16 protein-coding genes and 1 pseudogene are annotated in these 19,668 nt (G+C 69.3%); 9 read left to right on the top strand and 8 right to left on the bottom strand.

The annotated features are described in order from the left end of the window. Positions 1 to 60: 60 nt before the first annotated feature. Positions 61 to 1,398: an MATE family efflux transporter gene (locus IF00_RS0114115; protein WP_030317965.1), complete on the top strand. Its 1,338-nt coding sequence runs from the start codon at positions 61 to 63 to the stop codon at positions 1,396 to 1,398. Positions 1,399 to 1,554: 156 nt separating this feature from the next. Here IF00_RS0114115 and rplI read toward each other — a convergent pair whose 3' ends face one another. From rplI to rpsF, 4 genes are all read right to left on the bottom strand, one after another. Continuing rightward, entirely contained in the window at positions 1,555 to 2,001 is a 447-nt protein-coding gene (rplI, locus tag IF00_RS0114110; protein WP_030317964.1) for a 50S ribosomal protein L9, read from the bottom strand. Positions 2,002 to 2,019: 18 nt separating this feature from the next. Further along, positions 2,020 to 2,256, bottom strand: coding sequence for a 30S ribosomal protein S18 (gene rpsR / locus IF00_RS0114105; protein WP_003967857.1), 237 nt, complete (start codon positions 2,254 to 2,256; stop codon positions 2,020 to 2,022). A gap of 55 nt (positions 2,257 to 2,311) precedes the next feature. Then, positions 2,312 to 2,908 (bottom strand): single-stranded DNA-binding protein, encoded by a 597-nt coding sequence (locus tag IF00_RS0114100; RefSeq protein WP_030317963.1) that lies wholly within the window; start codon positions 2,906 to 2,908, stop codon positions 2,312 to 2,314. A 74-nt stretch (positions 2,909 to 2,982) separates the two neighbouring features. Continuing rightward, a complete protein-coding gene (gene rpsF, locus IF00_RS0114095) occupies positions 2,983 to 3,273 on the bottom strand; it encodes a 30S ribosomal protein S6 (RefSeq protein WP_015034882.1) in 291 nt (96 codons plus the stop codon). Between the two features lie 284 nt (positions 3,274 to 3,557). On the opposite strand from rpsF, the gene IF00_RS0114090 reads away from it, so the two are divergent. From IF00_RS0114090 to IF00_RS0114080, 3 genes are all read left to right on the top strand, one after another. Next, a complete protein-coding gene (locus IF00_RS0114090; RefSeq protein WP_030317962.1) occupies positions 3,558 to 3,872 on the top strand; it encodes a hypothetical protein in 315 nt (104 codons plus the stop codon). Positions 3,873 to 3,991: 119 nt separating this feature from the next. Next, on the top strand, positions 3,992 to 5,110 hold the full coding sequence (locus IF00_RS0114085) for a lipid II:glycine glycyltransferase FemX (protein WP_030317960.1): 1,119 nt from the start codon (positions 3,992 to 3,994) through the stop codon (positions 5,108 to 5,110). An 82-nt stretch (positions 5,111 to 5,192) separates the two neighbouring features. Next, positions 5,193 to 6,224 carry an alanine racemase gene (locus tag IF00_RS0114080; protein ID WP_030317958.1) on the top strand — a complete coding sequence of 344 codons (1,032 nt, stop codon included), beginning with the start codon at positions 5,193 to 5,195 and terminating at the stop codon, positions 6,222 to 6,224. Positions 6,225 to 6,365: 141 nt separating this feature from the next. Here IF00_RS0114080 and IF00_RS0114075 read toward each other — a convergent pair whose 3' ends face one another. The 3 genes from IF00_RS0114075 to IF00_RS0114065 all read right to left on the bottom strand — a co-directional run bounded on the left by IF00_RS0114075 (position 6,366) and on the right by IF00_RS0114065 (position 11,343). Beyond that, a complete protein-coding gene (locus IF00_RS0114075; protein WP_245234529.1) occupies positions 6,366 to 6,845 on the bottom strand; it encodes a hypothetical protein in 480 nt (159 codons plus the stop codon). A gap of 89 nt (positions 6,846 to 6,934) precedes the next feature. Next, positions 6,935 to 8,437, bottom strand: coding sequence for a glycosyltransferase family 87 protein (locus IF00_RS0114070; protein ID WP_030317954.1), 1,503 nt, complete (start codon positions 8,435 to 8,437; stop codon positions 6,935 to 6,937). A gap of 137 nt (positions 8,438 to 8,574) precedes the next feature. Then, positions 8,575 to 11,343, bottom strand: coding sequence for a transglycosylase domain-containing protein (locus IF00_RS0114065; RefSeq protein ID WP_030317952.1), 2,769 nt, complete (start codon positions 11,341 to 11,343; stop codon positions 8,575 to 8,577). Positions 11,344 to 11,715: 372 nt separating this feature from the next. Here IF00_RS0114065 and IF00_RS0114060 point away from each other — a divergent pair, with 372 nt between their 5' ends. From IF00_RS0114060 to IF00_RS0114050, 3 genes are all read left to right on the top strand, one after another. Continuing rightward, a complete protein-coding gene (locus IF00_RS0114060) occupies positions 11,716 to 12,396 on the top strand; it encodes a PadR family transcriptional regulator (protein ID WP_030317950.1) in 681 nt (226 codons plus the stop codon). Positions 12,397 to 12,444: 48 nt separating this feature from the next. Then, positions 12,445 to 13,527: an inositol-3-phosphate synthase gene (locus IF00_RS0114055; protein ID WP_030317948.1), complete on the top strand. Its 1,083-nt coding sequence runs from the start codon at positions 12,445 to 12,447 to the stop codon at positions 13,525 to 13,527. Positions 13,528 to 13,602: 75 nt separating this feature from the next. Further along, on the top strand, positions 13,603 to 14,862 hold the full coding sequence (locus tag IF00_RS0114050) for an MFS transporter (RefSeq protein ID WP_030317946.1): 1,260 nt from the start codon (positions 13,603 to 13,605) through the stop codon (positions 14,860 to 14,862). Positions 14,863 to 14,943: 81 nt separating this feature from the next. Here the strand turns inward: IF00_RS0114050 and IF00_RS0114045 are convergent, their stop codons facing one another. Continuing rightward, complete coding sequence (locus IF00_RS0114045) at positions 14,944 to 16,410, bottom strand: CCA tRNA nucleotidyltransferase (protein ID WP_030317944.1); 1,467 nt, start codon at positions 16,408 to 16,410, stop codon at positions 14,944 to 14,946. 211 nt (positions 16,411 to 16,621) lie between these two features. Between IF00_RS0114045 and IF00_RS0114040 the strand changes: the two genes are divergently transcribed. Both IF00_RS0114040 and IF00_RS0114035 read left to right on the top strand, forming a co-directional pair. Continuing rightward, the gene (locus IF00_RS0114040; RefSeq protein ID WP_030317942.1) at positions 16,622 to 19,021 is read left to right on the top strand and encodes a DUF6049 family protein; all 2,400 of its coding nucleotides are present in this window, start codon (positions 16,622 to 16,624) and stop codon (positions 19,019 to 19,021) included. 45 nt (positions 19,022 to 19,066) lie between these two features. Further along, positions 19,067 to 19,668 (top strand): annotated as a pseudogene (locus IF00_RS0114035) (murein biosynthesis integral membrane protein MurJ); the annotation flags it as partial.

Genomic DNA, 19,668 nt, shown 5'->3' with positions numbered 1-19,668 from the left:
GGAGAAGTAAGGATCACGAGGGCATTGCATCGCTTACCTGTGGAAGATTAGATTGACCCCATGACCCAGGCCCCCGCGACGCCCAAGGCTGTCCACCGACGGCACGACCGCGAGATCGTCTCCCTCGCCCTGCCGGCCTTCGGTGCTCTTGTCGCCGAGCCGCTCTTCCTCATGGTCGACAGCGCCATCGTCGGCCATCTCGGCACCCCCCAGCTCGCAGGCCTCGCGATCGCGGCCGCCCTGCTGTCCACCGCCGTCAGCGTCTTCGTCTTCCTCGCCTACGCCACCACGGCCGCCGTCTCCCGCCGCGTCGGGGCCGGGGACCTCCAGGCCGCGATCCGGCAGGGCATGGACGGCATCTGGCTCGCCCTCCTCCTCGGAGCCGCCGTCGTCGCGCTGACCCTGCCCGCGGCGCCCTGGCTCGTCGGCCTCTTCGGGGCCTCCGACACCGCCGCTCCCTACGCCGTCACGTACCTGAGGATCTCCAGCCTCGGCATCCCCGCCATGCTGGTGGTCCTGGCCGCCACCGGCGTCCTGCGCGGCCTTCAGGACACCCGTACACCGCTCTACGTGGCCATCGGCGGCTTCGCGGCCAACGGCGCACTCAACGTCGGCCTTGTCTACGGCGCCGGTCTGGGGATCGCGGGCTCGGCCTGGGGCACCGTGATCGCCCAGTGCGGCATGGCCGTCGCCTACCTCGTCGTGGTCGTACGAGGCGCCCGGCGGCACGGAGCCTCCCTCCGCCCCGACACGGCCGGCATACGCGCCTCCGCCCAGGCCGGCGTCCCGCTCCTCGTCCGTACGCTCTCTCTCCGTGCGGTCCTGATGATCGCCACGGCCGTCGCGGCCCGGATGGGCGACGCGGAGGTCGCGGCCCACCAGATCATCCTGTCCCTGTGGAGCCTGATGGCCTTCGCCCTTGACGCGATCGCGATCGCGGGGCAGGCCATCATCGGCCGCTACCTCGGCGCCAACGACGCCGAGGGCGCCCGCCAGGTCTGCCGCCGTATGGTCCAGTGGGGCGTGGTCTCAGGGGTGGTGCTCGGCGCGCTGCTCATCGTCGCCCGCCCCCTGTTCATCCCGCTCTTCACCGGCGACACAGCCGTCCAGGACACCCTGCTCCCGGCCCTGCTCGTGGTGGCGCTCTCGCAGCCGATCTCCGGGGTCGTCTTCGTTCTCGACGGTGTCCTGATGGGTGCGGGGGACGGCCCTTATCTGGCCTGGGCCATGCTGCTGACACTCGCCGTCTTCGCCCCGGTGGCCCTGCTGGTCCCCGCGCTCGGCGGCGGTCTGACGGCGCTCTGGTGGGCGATGACGCTGATGATGTCCGTCCGGATGGCCACGCTCTGGCTCCGCTCCCGCTCGGGCCGCTGGATCGTCACCGGCGCCACGCGCTGAATGTTTCACGTGAAACACCCCGTTTCACGTGAAACGCAGCTACGGCCCAAGCCTCTGGAGTCAGCCCCCGGAGAGAAGCTGTGACACAGCGGAAGGGCCGCACCCCGAGGGGTGCGGCCCTTCCTCACTGCTCAGCGCAGAGCGCCGGCGGCAGCGTTACGCGGCGACGATCTCGACGCCGAGCTTCGCGGCAACGTCGGCGTGCAGACGCACGGACACCTGGTGCGAGCCCAGGGTCTTGATCGGCGAACCGAGCTCGACGCGACGCTTGTCGACGTCGGGGCCACCCGCGGCCTTGATCGCCGAGGCGATGTCGGCCGGGGTCACGGAGCCGAAGAGACGGCCGGCGTCGCCGGAGCGAACGGCCAGGCGCACCTTCGTGCCCTCGAGCTTGGCCTTGATCTCGTTGGCCTGCTCGATGGTCGCGATCTCGTGGATCTTGCGGGCGCGGCGGATCTGCGCCACGTCCTGCTCGCCACCCTTGGTCCAGCGGATGGCGAAGCCACGCGGGACCAGGTAGTTGCGGGCGTAGCCGTCCTTGACGTCGACGACGTCGCCGGCGGTGCCGAGGCCGGAGACCTCGTGGGTCAGGATGATCTTCATTATTCGGTCACCCTTTCCTTATCGCGCGGTGGACGTGTAGGGCAGCAGCGCCATCTCACGGCTGTTCTTGACGGCCGTGGCGACGTCACGCTGGTGCTGCGTGCAGTTGCCGGTCACGCGGCGGGCACGGATCTTGCCACGGTCGGAAATGAACTTCCGCAGCATGTTCGTGTCCTTGTAGTCCACGTACTGGGTCTTGTCCTTGCAGAACGCGCAGACCTTCTTCTTAGGCTTGCGCACAGGCGGCTTCGCCATGGTGTTTCTCCTGTGTGATCAAGAATGGGGGTACGAGCTGCTTCCAGGGCGTGGCCTAGAAGGGGGGCTCGTCCGAGTAGCCGCCGCCGGAGTTTCCACCCCAGCCGCCTCCGCCGCCCTGCTGCTGGCCGCCGCCGGAGGAGGAAGGACCGCCGGTCGCCCACGGGTCGTCGGCGGGAGCACCGCCACCGCCCTGCTGGCCACCGCCGGAGTTCCCACCCCAGCTGCCACCGCCGCCGGCCTGCTGGCCGCCGCCGCCCCCGCCGTAACCGCCCTGGCCGCCTCGACCGGTGGTCTTGGTGACCTTGGCCGTGGCGTTCTTGAGGCTGGGGCCGACTTCCTCGACATCCAGCTCGTAGACCGTGCGCTTGACGCCCTCACGGTCCTCGTAGGACCGCTGCTTCAGTCGGCCCTGCACGACGACGCGCATGCCTCGCTGAAGCGACTCGGCGACGTTCTCCGCCGCCTGACGCCAGACCGAGCAGGTGAGGAAGAGGCTTTCGCCGTCCTTCCACTCATTGGTCTGACGGTCGAAGGTGCGGGGGGTGGACGCGATACGGAACTTCGCGACCGCCGCACCGGACGGGGTGAAGCGCAGCTCGGGATCGTCGACAAGATTGCCGACGACCGTGATGACGGTCTCGCCTGCCATGGGGGAACCTCTCGGCGGGATTGCTTCTGGCTGCTTTGCTGCTACTCGGATCCGAAGACCACTGAGCTAGTCGCTCAGTGGGTCTCGGGACGGAGGACCTTGGTCCGGAGGACCGACTCGTTCAGGTTGAGCTGTCGGTCGAGCTCCTTGACGACCGCAGGCTCGGCCTGCAGGTCGATGACCGAGTAGATGCCCTCGGGCTTCTTCTTGATCTCGTAGGCGAGACGACGACGGCCCCAGGTGTCGACCTTCTCGACCTTTCCGTTGCCCTCACGGACGACGGAAAGGAAGTTCTCGATCAGCGGGGAGACAGCGCGCTCCTCGAGATCGGGGTCGAGGATGACCATCACTTCGTAGTGACGCATGTGGAACCCACCTCCTTTGGACTCAGCGGCCACGGTCGTTCCGTGGCAGGAGGGTCGTGATGCGTAAGCAACGGTATCCGCCACCACTGACAGTCCCCCTCGGCGAACGAGGAGCACTGCCGGGATCCAGAGGGACCAGGGCAGACACCGGTGCAGACCGTACAGAGTACCCGCTCATCGCCCTGCGGTTGAAATTCACTGGTGAGGGGACGCAATCTGTACACAACGGATGTCGGCGGCGCTACGATGCGCCGCCTTCCGGCAGCTACGCCAGGAGGTGCCCCATGGCACAGGCAATGCGACCCGACCCCGGCCACTCCCTCTTCGCCACCGACGGCAAACCGCACCCCATCCAGGACACCCTGGTCGGAGTGACGCTGGTCCTCGGCGTCCTCGCCTTCGTGACGGCTCAGTTCGACAGCCTGCACCTGCTGAGTTCCTGGTCGGGCCTGATCGGCATCCTGACCGGCGCCTACGGACAGTTCATCTCCGTGACGACCCGCGAGCGCTTCCTGCTGATCCTCGGACTCGGCGCCTCGGCGTTCGGCTTCTACCTCGGCATGGCGCACGGCGGGCTCTTCGGCGGCGTCATCAGCTGAGCCCAGCGGCACGTCAGGGCGCACATGCCCATCCGGGGCGCTCCCGGGTCACAGTAGGCTTCGGCGCGAGAGCCGGAGCCCCTGACCGATGGGGACACACCTGCCGAGGAGCGCCCCGCATGAGCCTGACCCTGAGGACCATCAGCCGTGAGCAGCATCTGGCCTACATCCAGAGCCAGCCCGCGGCGAGCCACTGCCAGGTCCCGGCGTGGGCTGATGTGAAGACCGAGTGGCGCTCGGAGAACCTCGGCTGGTTCGACAAGAACGGCGAGCTCGTCGGCGTCGGCCTGGTGCTCTACCGCCAGCTCCCGAAGATCAAGCGCTACCTGGCCTACCTGCCCGAGGGCCCGGTCATCAACTGGCACGCGCCCAACCTCGACGACTGGCTGACGCCGATGCTGGCGCACCTGAAGCAGCAGGGCGCCTTCTCGGTGAAGATGGGCCCGCCGGTCGTCATCCGGCGCTGGGACTCCGCCGCGATCAAGTCCGGCATCCAGGACCCCGACGTCAAGCGCCTCAAGGACGTCGAGGCCACCCACATCGAGCCCCGTGCCTTCGAAGTCGCGGACCGGCTGCGGAAGATGGGCTGGCAGCAGGCCGAGGACGGCGGCGCCGGCTTCGGCGACGTGCAGCCCCGCTACGTCTTCCAGGTCCCGCTCGCGAACCGCTCGCTCGACGATGTCCTCAAGGGCTTCAACCAGCTGTGGCGCCGCAACATCAAGAAGGCCGAGAAGGCCGGTGTCGAGGTCGTCCAGGGCGGCTACGAGGACCTGGCCGAGTGGCAGCGGCTCTACGAGATCACGGCCGTCCGTGACCACTTCCGGCCGCGCCCGCTCTCGTACTTCCAGCGCATGTGGACCGTCCTCAACAGCGAGGACCCCAACCGCATGCGGCTCTACTTCGCCCGCCACAACGGTGTGAACCTCTCCGCGGCGACGATGCTCGTCGTCGGCGGCCACGTCTGGTACTCCTACGGCGCCTCCGACAACATCGGCCGTGAGGTCCGGCCCTCGAACGCGATGCAGTGGCGCATGCTGCGCGACGCCTACGCGATGGGCGCGACCGTCTACGACCTGCGGGGCATCTCGGACTCGCTCGACGAGACCGACCACCTCTTCGGGCTCATCCAGTTCAAGGTGGGCACGGGCGGCGAGGCCGTCGAGTACGTCGGCGAGTGGGACTTCCCGCTGAACAAGCTGCTGCACAAGGCGCTCGACATCTACATGTCGCGCCGCTGACCCGTGCCGTGTCGCTGACGTTTCCGTAGTCTCGTACATACCTTTGATACACCGCTGCCATCAGAAAGGTTCCGGGCCGGCCATGGCGCTCTCCCTCTACGTCGACACCGCTCGCTGGCGCGCGCACCAGAAGACCGTCATCGACCAGTTCCCCGGTGTCATCCCGGTCTGCAAGGGCAACGGCTACGGCTTCGGCCACGAACGCCTCGCGGACGAGGCGGCCCGGTTCGGCGCCGACATGCTCGCCGTGGGCACCACGTACGAGGCCGCGCGGATCAAGGACTGGTTCAGCGGCGACCTGCTGGTCCTCACCCCCTTCCGCCGGGGTGAGGAACCGGTTCCGCTGCCCGACCGGGTCATCCGTTCCGTGTCGTCCGTGGACGGCGTCCACGCCCTGGTGGGGGCCCGGGTCGTCATCGAGTGCATGAGCTCGATGAAGCGGCACGGCGTCCGCGAGGAGGAGCTCCAGCAGCTCCACTCCGCCATCGAGGACGTCCGCCTGGAGGGCTTCGCGCTCCACCTCCCGCTGGACCGCCCGGACGGCACCGACGCCGTCGAGGAGGTCATCGGCTGGATGGACCGGCTGCGCGCCGCCCGGCTGCCGCTGCACACCATGTTCGTCAGCCACCTGCGGGCCGAGGAACAGGCGCGGCTCCAGCAGCAGTTCCCGCAGACCCGTTTCCGAGCCCGCATCGGCACCCGGCTGTGGCTGGGCGACCACGAGGCCACGGAGTACCGGGGCGCGGTCCTCGACGTGACCCGGGTCTCCAAGGGCGACCGCTTCGGCTACCGCCAGCAGAAGGCCGCGTCGGACGGCTGGCTGGTCGTCGTCGCCGGCGGTACCTCGCACGGTGTGGGCCTGGAGGCCCCCAAGGCCATGCACGGCGTCATGCCGCGCGCCAAGGGCGTCGCACGGGCCGGTCTCGCCACCGTCAACCGGAACCTTTCGCCTTTCGTCTGGGCCGGGAAGCAGCGCTGGTTCGCCGAGCCGCCGCACATGCAGGTGTCGATCCTGTTCGTGCCGGCCGACGCCCAGGAGCCCCGGGTCGGCGACGAGCTCGTGGCCCATCTGCGCCACACCACGACGCAGTTCGACCGGATCGTCGAGCGCTGAGCCGGACCGGTCGCCCCTCACCCCAGGGAGCTCAGCGACGCTGTCGGCCGATCCGGGGACCCGCACATCACGTAGGGCAGCCCTGAGGCCCGCCCGTCGGACGCGGCAGACCTGCGTCCGACGGAGGCCGGCGACCGGCCGTCAGGCCCATGCGTTGAAGAGCGTCGCGCCCAGGGTCTCCGGTCGCCAGTGCTTGATCTGACGCCACTCCGCCGCAGACAGAGCGGAGGTGTCCGACTCCGTCAGCGGCGACAGGAGCCGTGCTGCGCTCAGGACGGCGAAACCGGCGTCGGTGAGGACGGTGGCCCAGGTGGGAGCGTCCCGGAACTCGTCGGAGTACCGGTAGCGCCGGTCTCCGACGAAGGCGATCAGCGGGTGGTGGGCGTGGAACAGCGCGATGTGTGTGCCGTCCCGATCGTTGATCGTGGCGCTGTGGAAGTTCTGCGGGTACTCCTGCTCGGTGAAGTCCTCGACCTGCCCGCCCGCAACCCGCGCCGCGGCATGCCAGGCGGCACGGCATGTCCTGGGATCAGTCCTCGGCAGGGGCGGGTCGGTCCGGTCGCGGAACCCGGTTCCACCCGGCTCCCAGCGGATGCCGACCCGCGAGTCCGCCGTGTTCACCCCTCCGAGCAGGCCGCTTCAACCGTGTCGGCACGAATCTACTGATCGCCGAGCACCGTTGGCACAGGAGATTCGCCGGCAGTGTCGCTTCAGCTCCTGGGGGTTCCCCATTCCACCAGCAGCCCGTCGTCGGCGGCCGGGGCCGCGTGCCGGGCGGGATGGGCGGCCCTGCCCGCCACGAAGACGTCCTCCGCGCCGTCCAGGACGCCTCCGGAGGGGTCGTCCGCGCCGTCCTGCCGGACCGGGTCCTTCTCGGGCGTGAGGATGTCGCGCACGACCATCACGCACAGGTACAGGGTGCCGAGCAGGTGCAGCACGATCGCGAACTGGTAGCCGTCCACCGGCAGTCCCTGCTTGCTGTTGCCGCTCGTCGTGAACGCCAGGTACATCCAGACGCCGACGAAGTACATGACCTCGCACGCCTGCCAGATCAGGAAGTCGCGCCAGCGCGGCCGGGCGAGCGCCGCCAGCGGCACCAGCCACAGCACGTACTGCGGTGAGTAGACCTTGTTGGTCAGGACGAACGCCGCGACGATCAGGAACGCCAGCTGGACGAAGCGGGGCCTGCGGGGCGCCGTGAACGCCAGATAGCCGAGCCCGGCGATCGCCGCCAGCATCAGCAGCAGCGCGTACAGGTTGGCCTGGCCCGGCGTTATCGCGTCGCCCGTCCGCTGGCTGACCAGCAGCCAGATCGAGCCGAAGTCGACGTTCCGGTCCCGGCTGAAGAGGTAGAACTGCTTCCAGCCCTCTGGGGCGAGCAGCATCACCGGCAGGTTCACCACCAGCCACGCGCCGCCCGCGGCCAGCACCGCCGTCCCGTACTCCCGCCACTTCCCGGCCCGCCAGCAGAGCAGCAGCAGCGGGCAGAGGAGCAGTATCGGGTAGAACTTGGCGGCGGTGGCCAGGCCCAGCAGGATCCCGAAGGCCAGCGGCCGTTCGCGCGACCACATCAGGACCGCGGCGGCCGTCAGCGCGACGGCCAGTATGTCCCAGTTGATCGTCGCTGTCAGCGCGATGGAGGGTGCCAGGGCGACGAGCAGCCCGTCCCACGGCCGCAGCCGGTGCGTCCGGGCCACACAGACCGCGAGGACGGCCGCGCAGACCATCAGCAGACCCGCGTTGGCCAGCCAGTACGACTGCTCGCGCTGCATCGTGTCGCCGCCGCCCGGCGTCAGCCAGGCCGCGACCTCCATGAAGAGCCCGGTCAGGACCGGGTACTCGAGGAACGGTATGTCGCCGCCCAGCCGGTCGAAGTAGGGCACCAGGCCCTCGGCGAAGCCCCGCCCCGTGAAGAGGTGCGGGATGTCCGAGTAGCAGGCGTGGGTGTACTGGGAGGTCGTGCCCCGGAACCAGGCCCAGTTGTAGCAGGGCAGCTTCTGCACCATGCCGAGCGCGAACATGCCGATGGCCACGAGGGCGATCACCCGCACCGGCGAGAACTGCCCGGTGCCGGTCTTCGCCCGGCGGCCGTAGGGGCCGCCGATCAGTTCGCTGCCCGCGGCGGCCACCTTGTCCCGGTGGGTGGGGATGACCGTCTGCGAGCGGCCCTGGGGCCGGTCCTGCGGCGCACTCGACTTCTGGAGGCTCGGCATGGGGGACATCCTGCCGTACGGCTCCGGGAAAACGGCGAGGGCCGCCGCGGCCGGCCCGTACGGAAAGGTACGGATCGGACGCGACGGCCCTCATCTCACGCGTCGGCGGGGGACCGGTGGAGTGCCCCGGCGGCGGGTCAGGGGACCCAGACCGCGCTGCCCGGTTTGCCGTTCCCCCCGCCCGGGCCGTTGCCGTCGTCCGTCGGTGTGCCGGTCCCGGTCGGTGAGCCGGTGGTGGGTGACCCGGTGGTGGGCTCGCCGGTGTTGCCGCCGGGATCGCCCGGATCCTCCGTGCAGCCCCAGCCCCAGACACCACAGGTCGTCTTGCCCGGCTTCGGCGTGCGCGTCGTCGTCGGGGCGGTCGTCGTCGGCGGCGGCGTGGTGGTCGGCGCGGACGTCGTCGGCGTGGCCGAGGTCTCGGTGGGCGTCGGGGTGGCCGTCGGGGTCGGCGTGGGGCTGGCCGCGCCACCGCCGAAGACGGGCTTGGCGCCTTCCAGCTTCTCCGGCTTCGGGAAGTCCACGACGTCGTAGCCCTTCACGGCCCCGGTCATGTAGTCGTGCCAGATCCGGGACGGGAACGACGAACCGTGGATCCGAGGCTGGGCACCCGTGCCGAACATCTCCTGGAACTCACGGTTCTTCTTCGTGTCGTCGTCGTCGAACCGGTACATGTCGATCGCGGTCGACAGCTGCGCGGTGTAGCCGACGAACCAGGCCGACTTGTTGCCGTCGGTGGTACCGGTCTTGCCGGCCACGTCACGGCCCGGGATGCGCGCCTTGCGACCGGTGCCCTCGTCGTCCTCCACGACGGACCGGAGGACGTCGGTGACGTTGTTGGCCACCGCGGGCGTGAAGGCGAGCTTCTCTTCCTGCTTGTGCTGCTTGAAGAGGACGCCCCCCTTGCGCACGGACTCCACCGAGTAGGGGTCGTTCTGCTTGCCCTGGTTGGCGAAGGTCCCGTAGGCACCGGCCATGCGGATGGCGCTCGGGCTGGAGACACCGAGGGAGAAGGAGGGGAACTCACCCGGGACGAGCGAGTCGGCGCGCAGGCCCGCCTTGACGGCCGCGTCGCGGACCCTGTCGATGCCGATGTCCATGCCGAGCTGCACGTACGGCGAGTTCGCCGACTTGACCATGGCCCGGCGCAGGGTCATGTCCTTGTAGTCCGCGTCGTCGTCATTGGTCTGGCGCCACTCCTTGCCCTTGTCGTCGTGCCAGACCTCGCCGTTGTACTTGCGGATCGTCAGCCCGTTCTTGCCGGAGTAGCGGCTCTTGTCCGGGTCCACGATCGTGCGGCTGGACGCGTCCTGCTCCGCGCCCAGGCTCTTGTCCCGGACGCCGTCCGTCATCGCGGCGGCGAGCACGAAGGGCTTGAACGTCGATCCGACCTGCGCTCCGGTGTTGTCGGCGTTGCTCCGGAAGTGCTTGGTGGCGTCCACGCCGCCGTAGAGGGCGACGATCTTCCCGGTCGCAGTTTCGACGGAGGCACCGCCGAACTGCACGTTGGTGTCCTCCTTCGGGCGCTTCTTCGGGTCGATGTACTCGTCCAGGATCTTCGTGACCGACTTCTCCATGGCGGCCACCTTCTGCTTGTCGAAGGTGGTGTAGATCTCATAGCCGCCGCGCTCGAGATCCTGCTCGGTGATGCCGAACTGGGCCTTGATGTTCGCCTTCGCGGTGGTGACCAGGTAGCCGATCTGACCGCTGAGGTTGGCGTTCTTCTTGGGCTTCTCGATCTTGGGGAACGTCGTGTACTTCGCACGCTCCGCGGCCGGGAGGTGCCCGTCCTTCTGCATCTCGTCGAGAATCCACGACCACCGCTGGGTGGCCCGCACGGTGTTCTTCTCGGGCGTGGCCTCGGGGTCGACCTCGGGGAGGCCGGCGGGGTCGTAGTACGTCGCACCCTTGAGCACCGCGGCGAGCAGCGCCGACTGGCTGGGGTTCAGGTCCTCGACGTCGACGTTGAAGTACGCGCGGGCCGCCGCCTGAACACCGTAGGCGCCACGTCCGTAGTACGCGGTGTTCAGATAGCCGGCGAGGATCTCGGGCTTCTCGACCTCGCCGCCGACCTTCATGGAGATGAAGAGTTCCTTCACCTTACGGCTGAGGGTCTGCGACTGGTCGTCAAGCCGGTTGTTCTTCACGTACTGCTGGGTGATCGTCGAACCACCCTGGGTCTCGCCGCCCTTGGCCATGTTCCACACGGCACGGCCGATACCCATGGGGTCGATTCCGGAGTCGTCCCAGAAGGTCTTGTTCTCCGCCGAGATGACGGCGTTCTGCATCGACTTCGGGATCTGCTCGAACTTGACGATCTGGCGGTTCGTGCCGTCGCCCGTCGCGACCATCCGGCTCTTGTCGGACCAGTAGTAGATGTTGTTCTGCGACTTCGCGGTCAGCGCCTCGTTGGGGACGTCCACCTGCGAGTACGCGATCGCGGCAGCGCCCATCAGGCTGGCAGCGAAGAACAGGAACGTACCCGTCACGAGCTTCCACGACGGCATCCAGCGACGCCAGCCGTACTTTCCGTAACGGGGGTAGTCGATGATCCGCTTCTTGCCCGGCGGACGCCCGCCGGAGCCACGGCCGGGACCGCTGCCGCGGCCGCCACCGCCGCCACCACGCCGTCCGCCTCCGGGACCACCAGGGCCCCCGGGGCCGGCCTCGGCTCCCTTCCGGCGGCCGCCGCGCTGGGCAGCCCTACGAGCCTCCGCACGGCCCCCGTAGGGGCGCTGCTCCTCCCCAGCGGAGGAAGGAGGCCCGTACGAGGCCGAAGGGGCCCCCGTACCGACGTCTTGGGTGGGGGCCGACCTGCGGCCCACCGGCTGCTGGGCAGCGCGCCGTGCCGCCGCGCGACCGCCCGTCGGCGGCTGCTGCGGCGGCATTTTGCGACGATGCTCGCTCATCGAACGACTACTCCTCGGGCAGGCGCGAACGCCTGGAAGCGGCAGTTGAGTTCCGGTCCCCCCGAAATGCGCACGGCCGGAACCCCATCGGAGGCCCCTCCGTATCGCAGCCGGTCACCCGGAGCACTGACGCCCCTCGGCAGCGCTCGGTTCCCGGTGTTCTGCATGCGGCACAGCCTACGCACGGCCAAAACCCACCTAGCGCCGGAGTTCACCCCAAATCAGGCAAGTCGAACGCTGTGAATTGATGATGTGACGCCGGTCACGGCGGGCCCACTTGTCGGGGCCTTCGGGCCGTTCTATCGTGCTGATGTATCGAGTCGATACATCAGCACGGCATAAGGGCCCCGAAGGCGAAGGAGGAGGCGAGGAATGAGCAGACGCTCCGGCATCCTCGAGTTCGCCGTCCTCGGCCTGCTGCGCGAGGCTCCGATGCACGGGTACGAGCTGCGGAAGCGCCTCAACACCTCGCTGGGCGTCTTCCGGGCCTTCAGCTACGGAACGCTGTATCCCTGCCTCAAGACGCTGGTCGCCAACGGCTGGTTGATCGAGGAACCGGGCAGCGCTCCCGAGGAAGCCCTCGCCGCTTCACTCGCAGGACGCCGAGCCAAGATCGTCTACCGGTTGACGGCCGCGGGTAAGGAGCACTTCGAGGAGCTCCTGTCCCACACCGGCCCGGACGCCTGGGAGGACGAGCACTTCGCCGCACGCTTCGCCTTCTTCGGGCAGACCGAGCGCGAGGTGCGGATGCGGGTCCTCGAGGGTCGCCGCAGCCGGCTGGAGGAGCGCCTGGAGAAGATGCGCGCCTCCCTGGTGCGCACCCGCGAGCGCCTCGACGACTACACGCTTGAGCTGCAGCGCCACGGCATGGAGTCCGTGGAGCGCGAAGTGCGCTGGCTGAACGAGCTCATCGAGAGCGAGCGGGCAGGGCGGGATCAGCGATCCGGCCCCGACGCCCCCGCTCTGCACGACAACGATTCTGGAGAAACGGGCGGCCTGCCCCGGCACGGGGGCAGTACCCGGCCGGATCCGTCCGACGACACCACCAAGTGAAACCCTGCGCACAGCAGGGCTTCCACGATCACACAGGGAGCAACCGGAATGGGTTCGGTTCGCGTAGCCATCGTCGGCGTGGGCAACTGCGCCGCCTCGCTGGTTCAGGGCGTCGAGTACTACAAGGACGCCGACCCGGCGGCCAAGGTCCCCGGCCTGATGCACGTGCAGTTCGGCGACTACCACGTCCGTGACATCGACTTCGTCGCGGCCTTCGACGTCGACGCGAAGAAGGTCGGCCTCGACCTCTCGGACGCCATCGGCGCCAGCGAGAACAACACCATCAAGATCTGTGACGTCCCGAACAAGGGCGTCACGGTCCAGCGCGGTCACACCCTCGACGGTCTCGGCAAGTACTACCGCCTGACCATCGAGGAGTCCGCCGAGGAGCCGGTGGACGTCGTCCAGATCCTCAAGGACCGCGAGGTCGACGTTCTCATCTGCTACCTGCCGGTGGGTTCCGAGGACGCGGCGAAGTTCTACGCCCAGTGCGCCATCGACGCCAAGGTCGCGTTCGTCAACGCCCTTCCGGTCTTCATCGCCGGCACCAAGGAGTGGGCTGACAAGTTCACCGAGGCGGGCGTCCCGATCGTCGGCGACGACATCAAGTCGCAGGTCGGCGCGACCATCACGCACCGCGTGATGGCGAAGCTGTTCGAGGACCGCGGTGTCCGTCTTGAGCGCACGATGCAGCTCAACGTCGGCGGCAACATGGACTTCAAGAACATGCTCGAGCGCGACCGCCTCGAGTCGAAGAAGATCTCCAAGACCCAGGCCGTCACCTCGCAGATCCCCGACCGCGAGCTGGGCGAGAAGAACGTCCACATCGGTCCCTCGGACTACGTGGCCTGGCTGGACGACCGCAAGTGGGCGTACGTGCGCCTCGAGGGCCGTGCCTTCGGCGACGTTCCGCTGAACCTCGAGTACAAGCTCGAGGTGTGGGACTCCCCGAACTCGGCGGGTGTCATCATCGACGCCCTGCGCGCCGCAAAGATCGCCAAGGACCGCGGCATCGGCGGCCCCATCCTCTCCGCGTCGAGCTACTTCATGAAGAGCCCGCCGGTGCAGTACTTCGACGACGAGGCCCTGGCCAACGTCGAGAAGTTCATCAAGGGTGAGGTCGAGCGCTAAGGCGCCACACGCTTGTCGATCGAGGGTCCCCGCGGCACTGCCCGGGGGCCCTCTTCGTGTGTGAGTCTTGCTGCCATGTCCGTCGTACGTGATCTGCGCGTACTCCTGCGCCTGACGAACTTCCGCCGCCTGCTCGCCGTCCGGCTGCTCTCCCAGTGCGCCGACGGCGTCTACCAGGTGGCCCTGGCCACGTACGTCGTGTTCTCCCCCGAGAAACAGACCTCACCCGCCGCGATCGCCTCCGCCATGGCGGTCCTCCTGCTGCCGTACTCGCTCGTCGGGCCCTTCGCGGGTGTGCTCCTCGACCGCTGGCAGCGCCGCCAGGTCTTCCTGTACGGCAACCTCCTCCGCGCCCTCCTCGCCGGCGGGACCGCCGTACTCGTCCTCGCTTCGGTCCCCGACTGGCTCTTCTACGCCTCCGCGCTCTCCGTCACGGCCGTCAACCGCTTCGTCCTCGCGGGGCTCTCGGCCTCGCTCCCGCGTGTCGTCGACGACGAACGGCTGGTCGTGGCGAACTCGCTCTCCCCCACCGCCGGCACCCTCGCCGCGACCGTGGGCGGTGGTCTCGCCTTCGCCATTCAGCTGATCGCCGACGAGTCCGCCGCGGCCGTGGTGGCCTTCGGCGCCGTCCTCTATCTCTGCGCCGCCCTCGCCTCGCTGCGGATGTCCCGGGAGCTCCTGGGCCCCGATCCGGCCCTCGTGCCCCAGCGGCTCAGCTCCGCCCTGACCTCCACGGCCCGAGGGCTGGGCGATGGATTGCGACACCTCTCCCAGCGGCGGCCCGCCGCTCGCGCTCTCGCCGCGGTGGGTCTCATGCGCTTCTGTTACGGCGCCCTGCTCGTCACCGTGCTCATGCTCTGCCGCTACGAGTGGGGCTCCACAGAGTCCGACGGGCTCGGGCTCCTCGGAATCGCCGTCGGTGCCTCGGGCGCGGGGTTCTTCGCGGCTGCCCTGCTCTCCCCGTGGGCGGTGGGCCGGCTCGGGCCCTTCGGCTGGATGACCGTGTGCGCGGCGACGGCCGCTGTGCTCGAACCCGTGCTGGCCCTGACCTTCGCCCCGGTGCCCTTCTTCGTCGCCGCCTTCATTCTCGGACTCACCACCCAGGGATCCAAGATCGCGACGGACACGGTGGTGCAGACCTCCGTGGACGACGCCTACCGAGGCCGGGTCTTCGCGCTGTACGACGTGTTGTTCAACGTGGCCTTCGTGGCCGCGGCCGGGGTCGCGGCGCTGATGCTGCCGCCCGACGGCCGGTCCGCGCTGCTGGTCGTTCTTGTGGCCGTGATCTACGCGGTGATCGCGCTGTCCTTGCGGGGCGAACGCACGGAGGGGTGATGTTTCACGTGAAACATCACCCCTCACGGCTGTCGCGAGTGGCGACGTTTCACGTGAAACATCGCCGCTCGCGGACGAGGCTCAGCCTTGTGTGGCCCACCATTCCTTGAGCGCGGCCACGGCCTGGTCGTGCTCCATCGGCCCGTTCTCCAGCCGGAGCTCCAGGAGGAACTTGTACGCCTGCCCGATGGCGGGACCGGGACCGATGCCCAGGATCTCCTGGATCTGGTTGCCGTCGAGGTCGGGGCGGATCGCGTCGAGCTCCTCCTGCTCCTGAAGTTGGGCGATGCGGTCCTCCAGGCCGTCGTAGGCACGGGAGAGCGCACCCGCCTTGCGCTTGTTGCGGGTGGTGCAGTCCGAGCGGGTCAGCTTGTGCAGACGCGAGAGCATCGGCCCGGCGTCCCGGACGTAACGACGCACGGCCGAGTCGGTCCACTCGCCGGTCCCGTAACCGTGGAAGCGGAGGTGCAGTTCCACGAGCCGCGAGACGTCCTTGATCATCTCGTTGGAGTACTTGAGCGCGGTCATGCGCTTCTTGGTCATCTTCGCGCCCACCACCTCGTGGTGATGGAAGGAGACCCGGCCGTCCTTCTCGAAGCGGCGAGTGCGCGGCTTGCCGATGTCGTGGAGCAGGGCCGCGATGCGCAGCACCAGGTCGGGTCCGTCCTCTTCCAGGTCGATGGCCTGGTCGAGCACGGTCAGTGAGTGCTCGTACACATCCTTGTGCCGGTGGTGCTCATCGCTCTCCAGACGCAGCGCCGGCAGCTCGGGCAGCACGTGCTCGGCGAGCCCCGTGTCCACGAGCAGACCGAGGCCCTTCCTGGGGTGGGAGGAGAGCAGCAGCTTGTTGAGCTCGTCACGGACTCGCTCGGCGGAGACGATCTCGATCCGGCCGGACATCTCCGTCATCGCCGTGACGACCTCGGGGGCCACCTCGAAGTCCAGCTGAGCGGCGAAACGCGCGGCCCTCATCATGCGCAGCGGATCGTCGGAGAAGGACGCCTCCGGCGTACCCGGCGTGCGCAGCACCCGGGCGGCGAGGTCCTCAAGGCCGCCGTACGGGTCGATGAACTCCTTCTCCGGGAGGGCCACGGCCATGGCGTTGACGGTGAAGTCACGCCGGACGAGGTCCTCGTCGATGGAATCGCCGTAGGAGACCTCGGGCTTGCGCGAGGTGCGGTCGTACGCCTCCGAGCGGTACGTGGTGACCTCGATCTGATAGCTCTGATCGACGTCTCCGACGCGGGCCTCCTTCTGGCAGCCGACGGTCCCGAAGGCGATGCCGACCTCCCACACCGCGTCGGCCCACGGACGGACGATCTTCAGTACGTCCTCGGGGCGGGCGTCGGTGGTGAAGTCCAGGTCGTTGCCGAGCCGGCCGAGCAATGCGTCCCGTACCGAGCCGCCGACCAGCGCGAGGCTGAACCCGGCCTCCTGGAAACGGCGGGCGAGGTCGTCGGCGACAGGGGACACACGCAGCAGTTCACTGACCGCGCGGCGTTGCACCTGGCTCAGTGCAGTCGGGGTGTCTTCGTTGGCGTTCGGCACAACAGAAAAGGGTACGTGCCCCGGCCCGCGCCGACGTCCTCGTTTTCCCGTGGGGGATACACAGGGAGCCACCGGACGGGCGCCGTCGAAGATCGGCTGGAGCAGTCCCCGGCACTTGCTCCCAGCGTGCCTCGTTACCATGCCTGGACACAGCAACCGGGAACCACCTACACCACTCACACCAGAGACAACGACGAGGACGGGCGAACGCGTGGCCGAGGCGGCAGACATCCAGGGAACCGGTCCCTCACCTGCCCGCCGGTGGCTGCGGCGCACGATCACCGTCGCCTTCGGGGCGCCGCTCCTCGCCGGTCTCCTCCAGGCCCCGGCCACCTCCTCCCCGGCGTTCGCCGCCGACGACGCCACCGGCTCGAAGACCGTCGATGTGTCTCTCGACACGCTGGCGCCGAGCGCGCCCGTCGAGGGAGACACGGTCACCATCACCGGCACGGTGACCAACCGGAGCAAGAAGACGGTGACCGACGCGACCGTGGACCTGCGCGTCGGGCCGCAGATGACGAGCCGCAGCGAGATCGAGCAGGTGACGGGCCGCACCGGCTACCGGAGCGACAGCGACCCCGCCCCCCTCGACGACGTTCCCACGGTCAAGGTCCCCCGGCTGGGCCCCGGCCTCAGTACGGACTTCTCCCTCTCCGTGCCGGTCTCCGACCTCGGACTCGACGAGGCGGGTGTCTACCAGCTGGGCGTCTCGCTCACCGGACAGACCTCGGACCGCCGCTACGACCGGGTGCTCGGTATCGAGCGGACGTTCGTCCCCTACCAGCCCGAGGCCACCGAGAAGAGGACCCAGCTGACCTACCTCTGGCCGCTGATCTCCTCGGCACATGTGTCGGCCGAGACGGCGACCGACGACCAGCAGACCCCGGTGTTCGAGGACGACACCCTGGCGGCCGAGCTGAAGCCGGGCGGGCGGCTCGACGAGCTCGTCTCGCTGGGCAAGGACCTCCCGGTCACCTGGGTGGTCGACCCGGATCTTCTGGCCTCCGTCGACGCCATGGCGAACGGCTACCGCGTCAAGGCCGGCGCCCTGCGCGTCCCCGGCAAGCACCAGGCCGTCGCCCAGCGGTGGCTGGACTCGCTGGAGAAGGCCGTCCAGGGCCACAAGGTCGTCGCCCTGCCCTTCGCCGACCCCGACCTCGCCTCCCTCGCCCACCGCGGCAAGGACGTCCCCGGCTCGCTGGGGCACCTCCAGTCGGCGACCGCCCTCGCCGGGACGACGGTCGAGACCATCCTCCACGTCCAGCCCTCCACCGACTTCGCCTGGCCCGTCGACGGGGCTGTCGACCCGTCCATCCTGGCCGTGGCGACCTCGGCCGGTGCCGACAAGGTGATCGCACGCAGCGACAGCGTCCGCGACGACCTCCCCTACACGCCCACCGCGGCCCGCCCCTTCAGTAACGGCACCAACGCCGTCGTGAGCGACGCGCTCCTGTCCACGGCCTTCGAGGGGGACATGGTCCGGACGGAGAACTCGACCCTCGCGGTCCAGGAGTTCCTCGCCCAGTCCCTCGCGATCACCCTGGAGCAGCCGGAGGACCAGCGCAGCATCGTCGTCGCCCCGCAGCGGGTGCCGACCGTCGCGCAGGCGCAGACCATGGCGACCGCCCTGCGGGGGCTCTCCGCCAAGCGGTGGAGCCAGCCGAGCGACCTCCTGGCGGCCGCCGCGGCCAAGCCGGACCCCGGCGCCTCCACCACGGTGCCCGCCGGCTCCCGGTACCCGAAGAAGCTGCGCGACCGGGAGCTTCCGGTACAGGCCTTCCGCGACATGAAGACCACGCGTGACGAGCTGGACGACTTCAAGATCATCCTCACCGCCCAGTACCGTGTCGTGCCCCCGTTCACCAACGCGATCAACCGCGAGATGTCGACCTCGTGGCGGGGGCAGGCCCGGGCCGCCGCCCTCTACCGGATCAACGTCCTGGAGTATCTGCAGACCCTCACCGAGGGGGTCCAGCTGGTCGACAAGTCCGACCTCACCCTCTCCGGACGCAGCGCGACGATCCCGGTCACGGTCCAGAACAAGCTGCTGCAGGACGTGCATCTCGTGCTGCGGCTCACCTCCGGCAGCAAGAACCGGCTCAACCTGAACGGCGAGAGGTACAAAGAGCTGCCCGTGAGGATCAGCGGCGGCCACAGCCAGTCGGTGAAGTTCTCCGCCTCCGCCAATGTCAACGGCCAGGTGCCGATGACGGCCCAGCTCTACACCGAGGACGGCACTCCCTACGGGCAGCCGATGACGTTCACCGTCAAGGTCTCCGAGATCACCGCCACGGTGATGCTCGTGATCGCCGGTGGCGTCCTCCTCCTCGTCCTGGCCGGGGTGCGGATGTACAGCCAGCGCAAGCGGGTGGCCGCGCGGAAGGCCGAGGCCGAAGCGGCGGAGACGGACACCACCCCGGAGGAGACGGCGCCGCAGCCGGAGTCCGGGGCGGAGGCCGAGGTGGAACCCGAGGCAGACACGCCGCGGGAGCCGGAAGCCCCTTCGGACGGGCGCGACGCGGACGAACCCGAGCAGCCGAGTGACCTGACACCGGACACCGGGCCCGAAAGCGGTGACCCGTCGGGCCCGGGTGAGAAAGTGGACCGTTGAGCGATGTCGTGGCCGGTCGGCCGGAAACGATGAGGTGGGGTAACCATGAACGCGCCGTACGACGGTGACCGCGGCCAGGGTGCGGGCGGCACCCCGCCGTCCGGTGGGACGCCCGCGGCACCTCCCGGTTCCGGCCACCCGCCGGTGCCGCCCCCGCCGCCGGGTGCCCCCGGCCCGCAGGGGCACGCCCCCTACGGGCAGGACGGCTACGCACAGGACGGCTACCAGCAGAACCCGTACGCCCAGGACCCCTACGTCCAGGACGTCTTCACCCACGACCCGTACCGGGCCCAGGACCTGTCCGCGCAGGACCCGGTGACCGAGGCGCTCTACGACCGCGCCGCGCATCCGCCGCCCCCGCCCGGCACGTACCAGGAGCCGCAGCCGCTCTACCAGCAGCCGGCCGCACCCCATCACGCTCCCGACCCCCGGGTGTGGGCCCAGACCCCGGCACCGGAGCCCGAGGGCCCCTCCCGCCACCTGCCGTACGGCGACGACGCGCGCACCGTCCAGTTCACCGGCGTCGACGACCTGGTGACCCGGGCCGGCGAGGAGGAGCCCGAGCCGGACGCCTTCGCGCACCTCTACCGGGATCAGCAGACGCCCGGCCAGGTGCCCCCGCCCGCCCCGGAGCCGGACCCCATGCC

Origin of the sequence: Streptomyces flavochromogenes (genome assembly GCF_000717595.1) — a bacterium.
Classification (GTDB): Bacteria; Actinomycetota; Actinomycetes; order Streptomycetales; family Streptomycetaceae; genus Streptomyces; species Streptomyces flavochromogenes.
Note: the sequence above shows the minus strand (reverse complement) of the source record. Positions and strands in the feature narration are given on the sequence as shown.

What these genes read in the sequence shown, in the direction of transcription:
- IF00_RS0114085 (WP_030317960.1), top strand. Translation starts at nt 3,992, where the DNA reads ATGAGCCTGACCCTGAGGACCATCAGCCGTGAGCAGCATCTGGCCTAC.
- rplI (WP_030317964.1), bottom strand. Translation starts at nt 2,001, where the DNA reads ATGAAGATCATCCTGACCCACGAGGTCTCCGGCCTCGGCACCGCCGGC.
- rpsR (WP_003967857.1), bottom strand. Translation starts at nt 2,256, where the DNA reads ATGGCGAAGCCGCCTGTGCGCAAGCCTAAGAAGAAGGTCTGCGCGTTC.
- rpsF (WP_015034882.1), bottom strand. Translation starts at nt 3,273, where the DNA reads ATGCGTCACTACGAAGTGATGGTCATCCTCGACCCCGATCTCGAGGAG.
- IF00_RS0114080 (WP_030317958.1), top strand. Translation starts at nt 5,193, where the DNA reads ATGGCGCTCTCCCTCTACGTCGACACCGCTCGCTGGCGCGCGCACCAG.
- IF00_RS0114070 (WP_030317954.1), bottom strand. Translation starts at nt 8,437, where the DNA reads ATGCCGAGCCTCCAGAAGTCGAGTGCGCCGCAGGACCGGCCCCAGGGC.
- IF00_RS0114060 (WP_030317950.1), top strand. Translation starts at nt 11,716, where the DNA reads ATGAGCAGACGCTCCGGCATCCTCGAGTTCGCCGTCCTCGGCCTGCTG.
- IF00_RS0114090 (WP_030317962.1), top strand. Translation starts at nt 3,558, where the DNA reads ATGGCACAGGCAATGCGACCCGACCCCGGCCACTCCCTCTTCGCCACC.
- IF00_RS0114100 (WP_030317963.1), bottom strand. Translation starts at nt 2,908, where the DNA reads ATGGCAGGCGAGACCGTCATCACGGTCGTCGGCAATCTTGTCGACGAT.
- IF00_RS0114055 (WP_030317948.1), top strand. Translation starts at nt 12,445, where the DNA reads ATGGGTTCGGTTCGCGTAGCCATCGTCGGCGTGGGCAACTGCGCCGCC.
- IF00_RS0114115 (WP_030317965.1), top strand. Translation starts at nt 61, where the DNA reads ATGACCCAGGCCCCCGCGACGCCCAAGGCTGTCCACCGACGGCACGAC.
- IF00_RS0114050 (WP_030317946.1), top strand. Translation starts at nt 13,603, where the DNA reads ATGTCCGTCGTACGTGATCTGCGCGTACTCCTGCGCCTGACGAACTTC.
- IF00_RS0114065 (WP_030317952.1), bottom strand. Translation starts at nt 11,343, where the DNA reads ATGAGCGAGCATCGTCGCAAAATGCCGCCGCAGCAGCCGCCGACGGGC.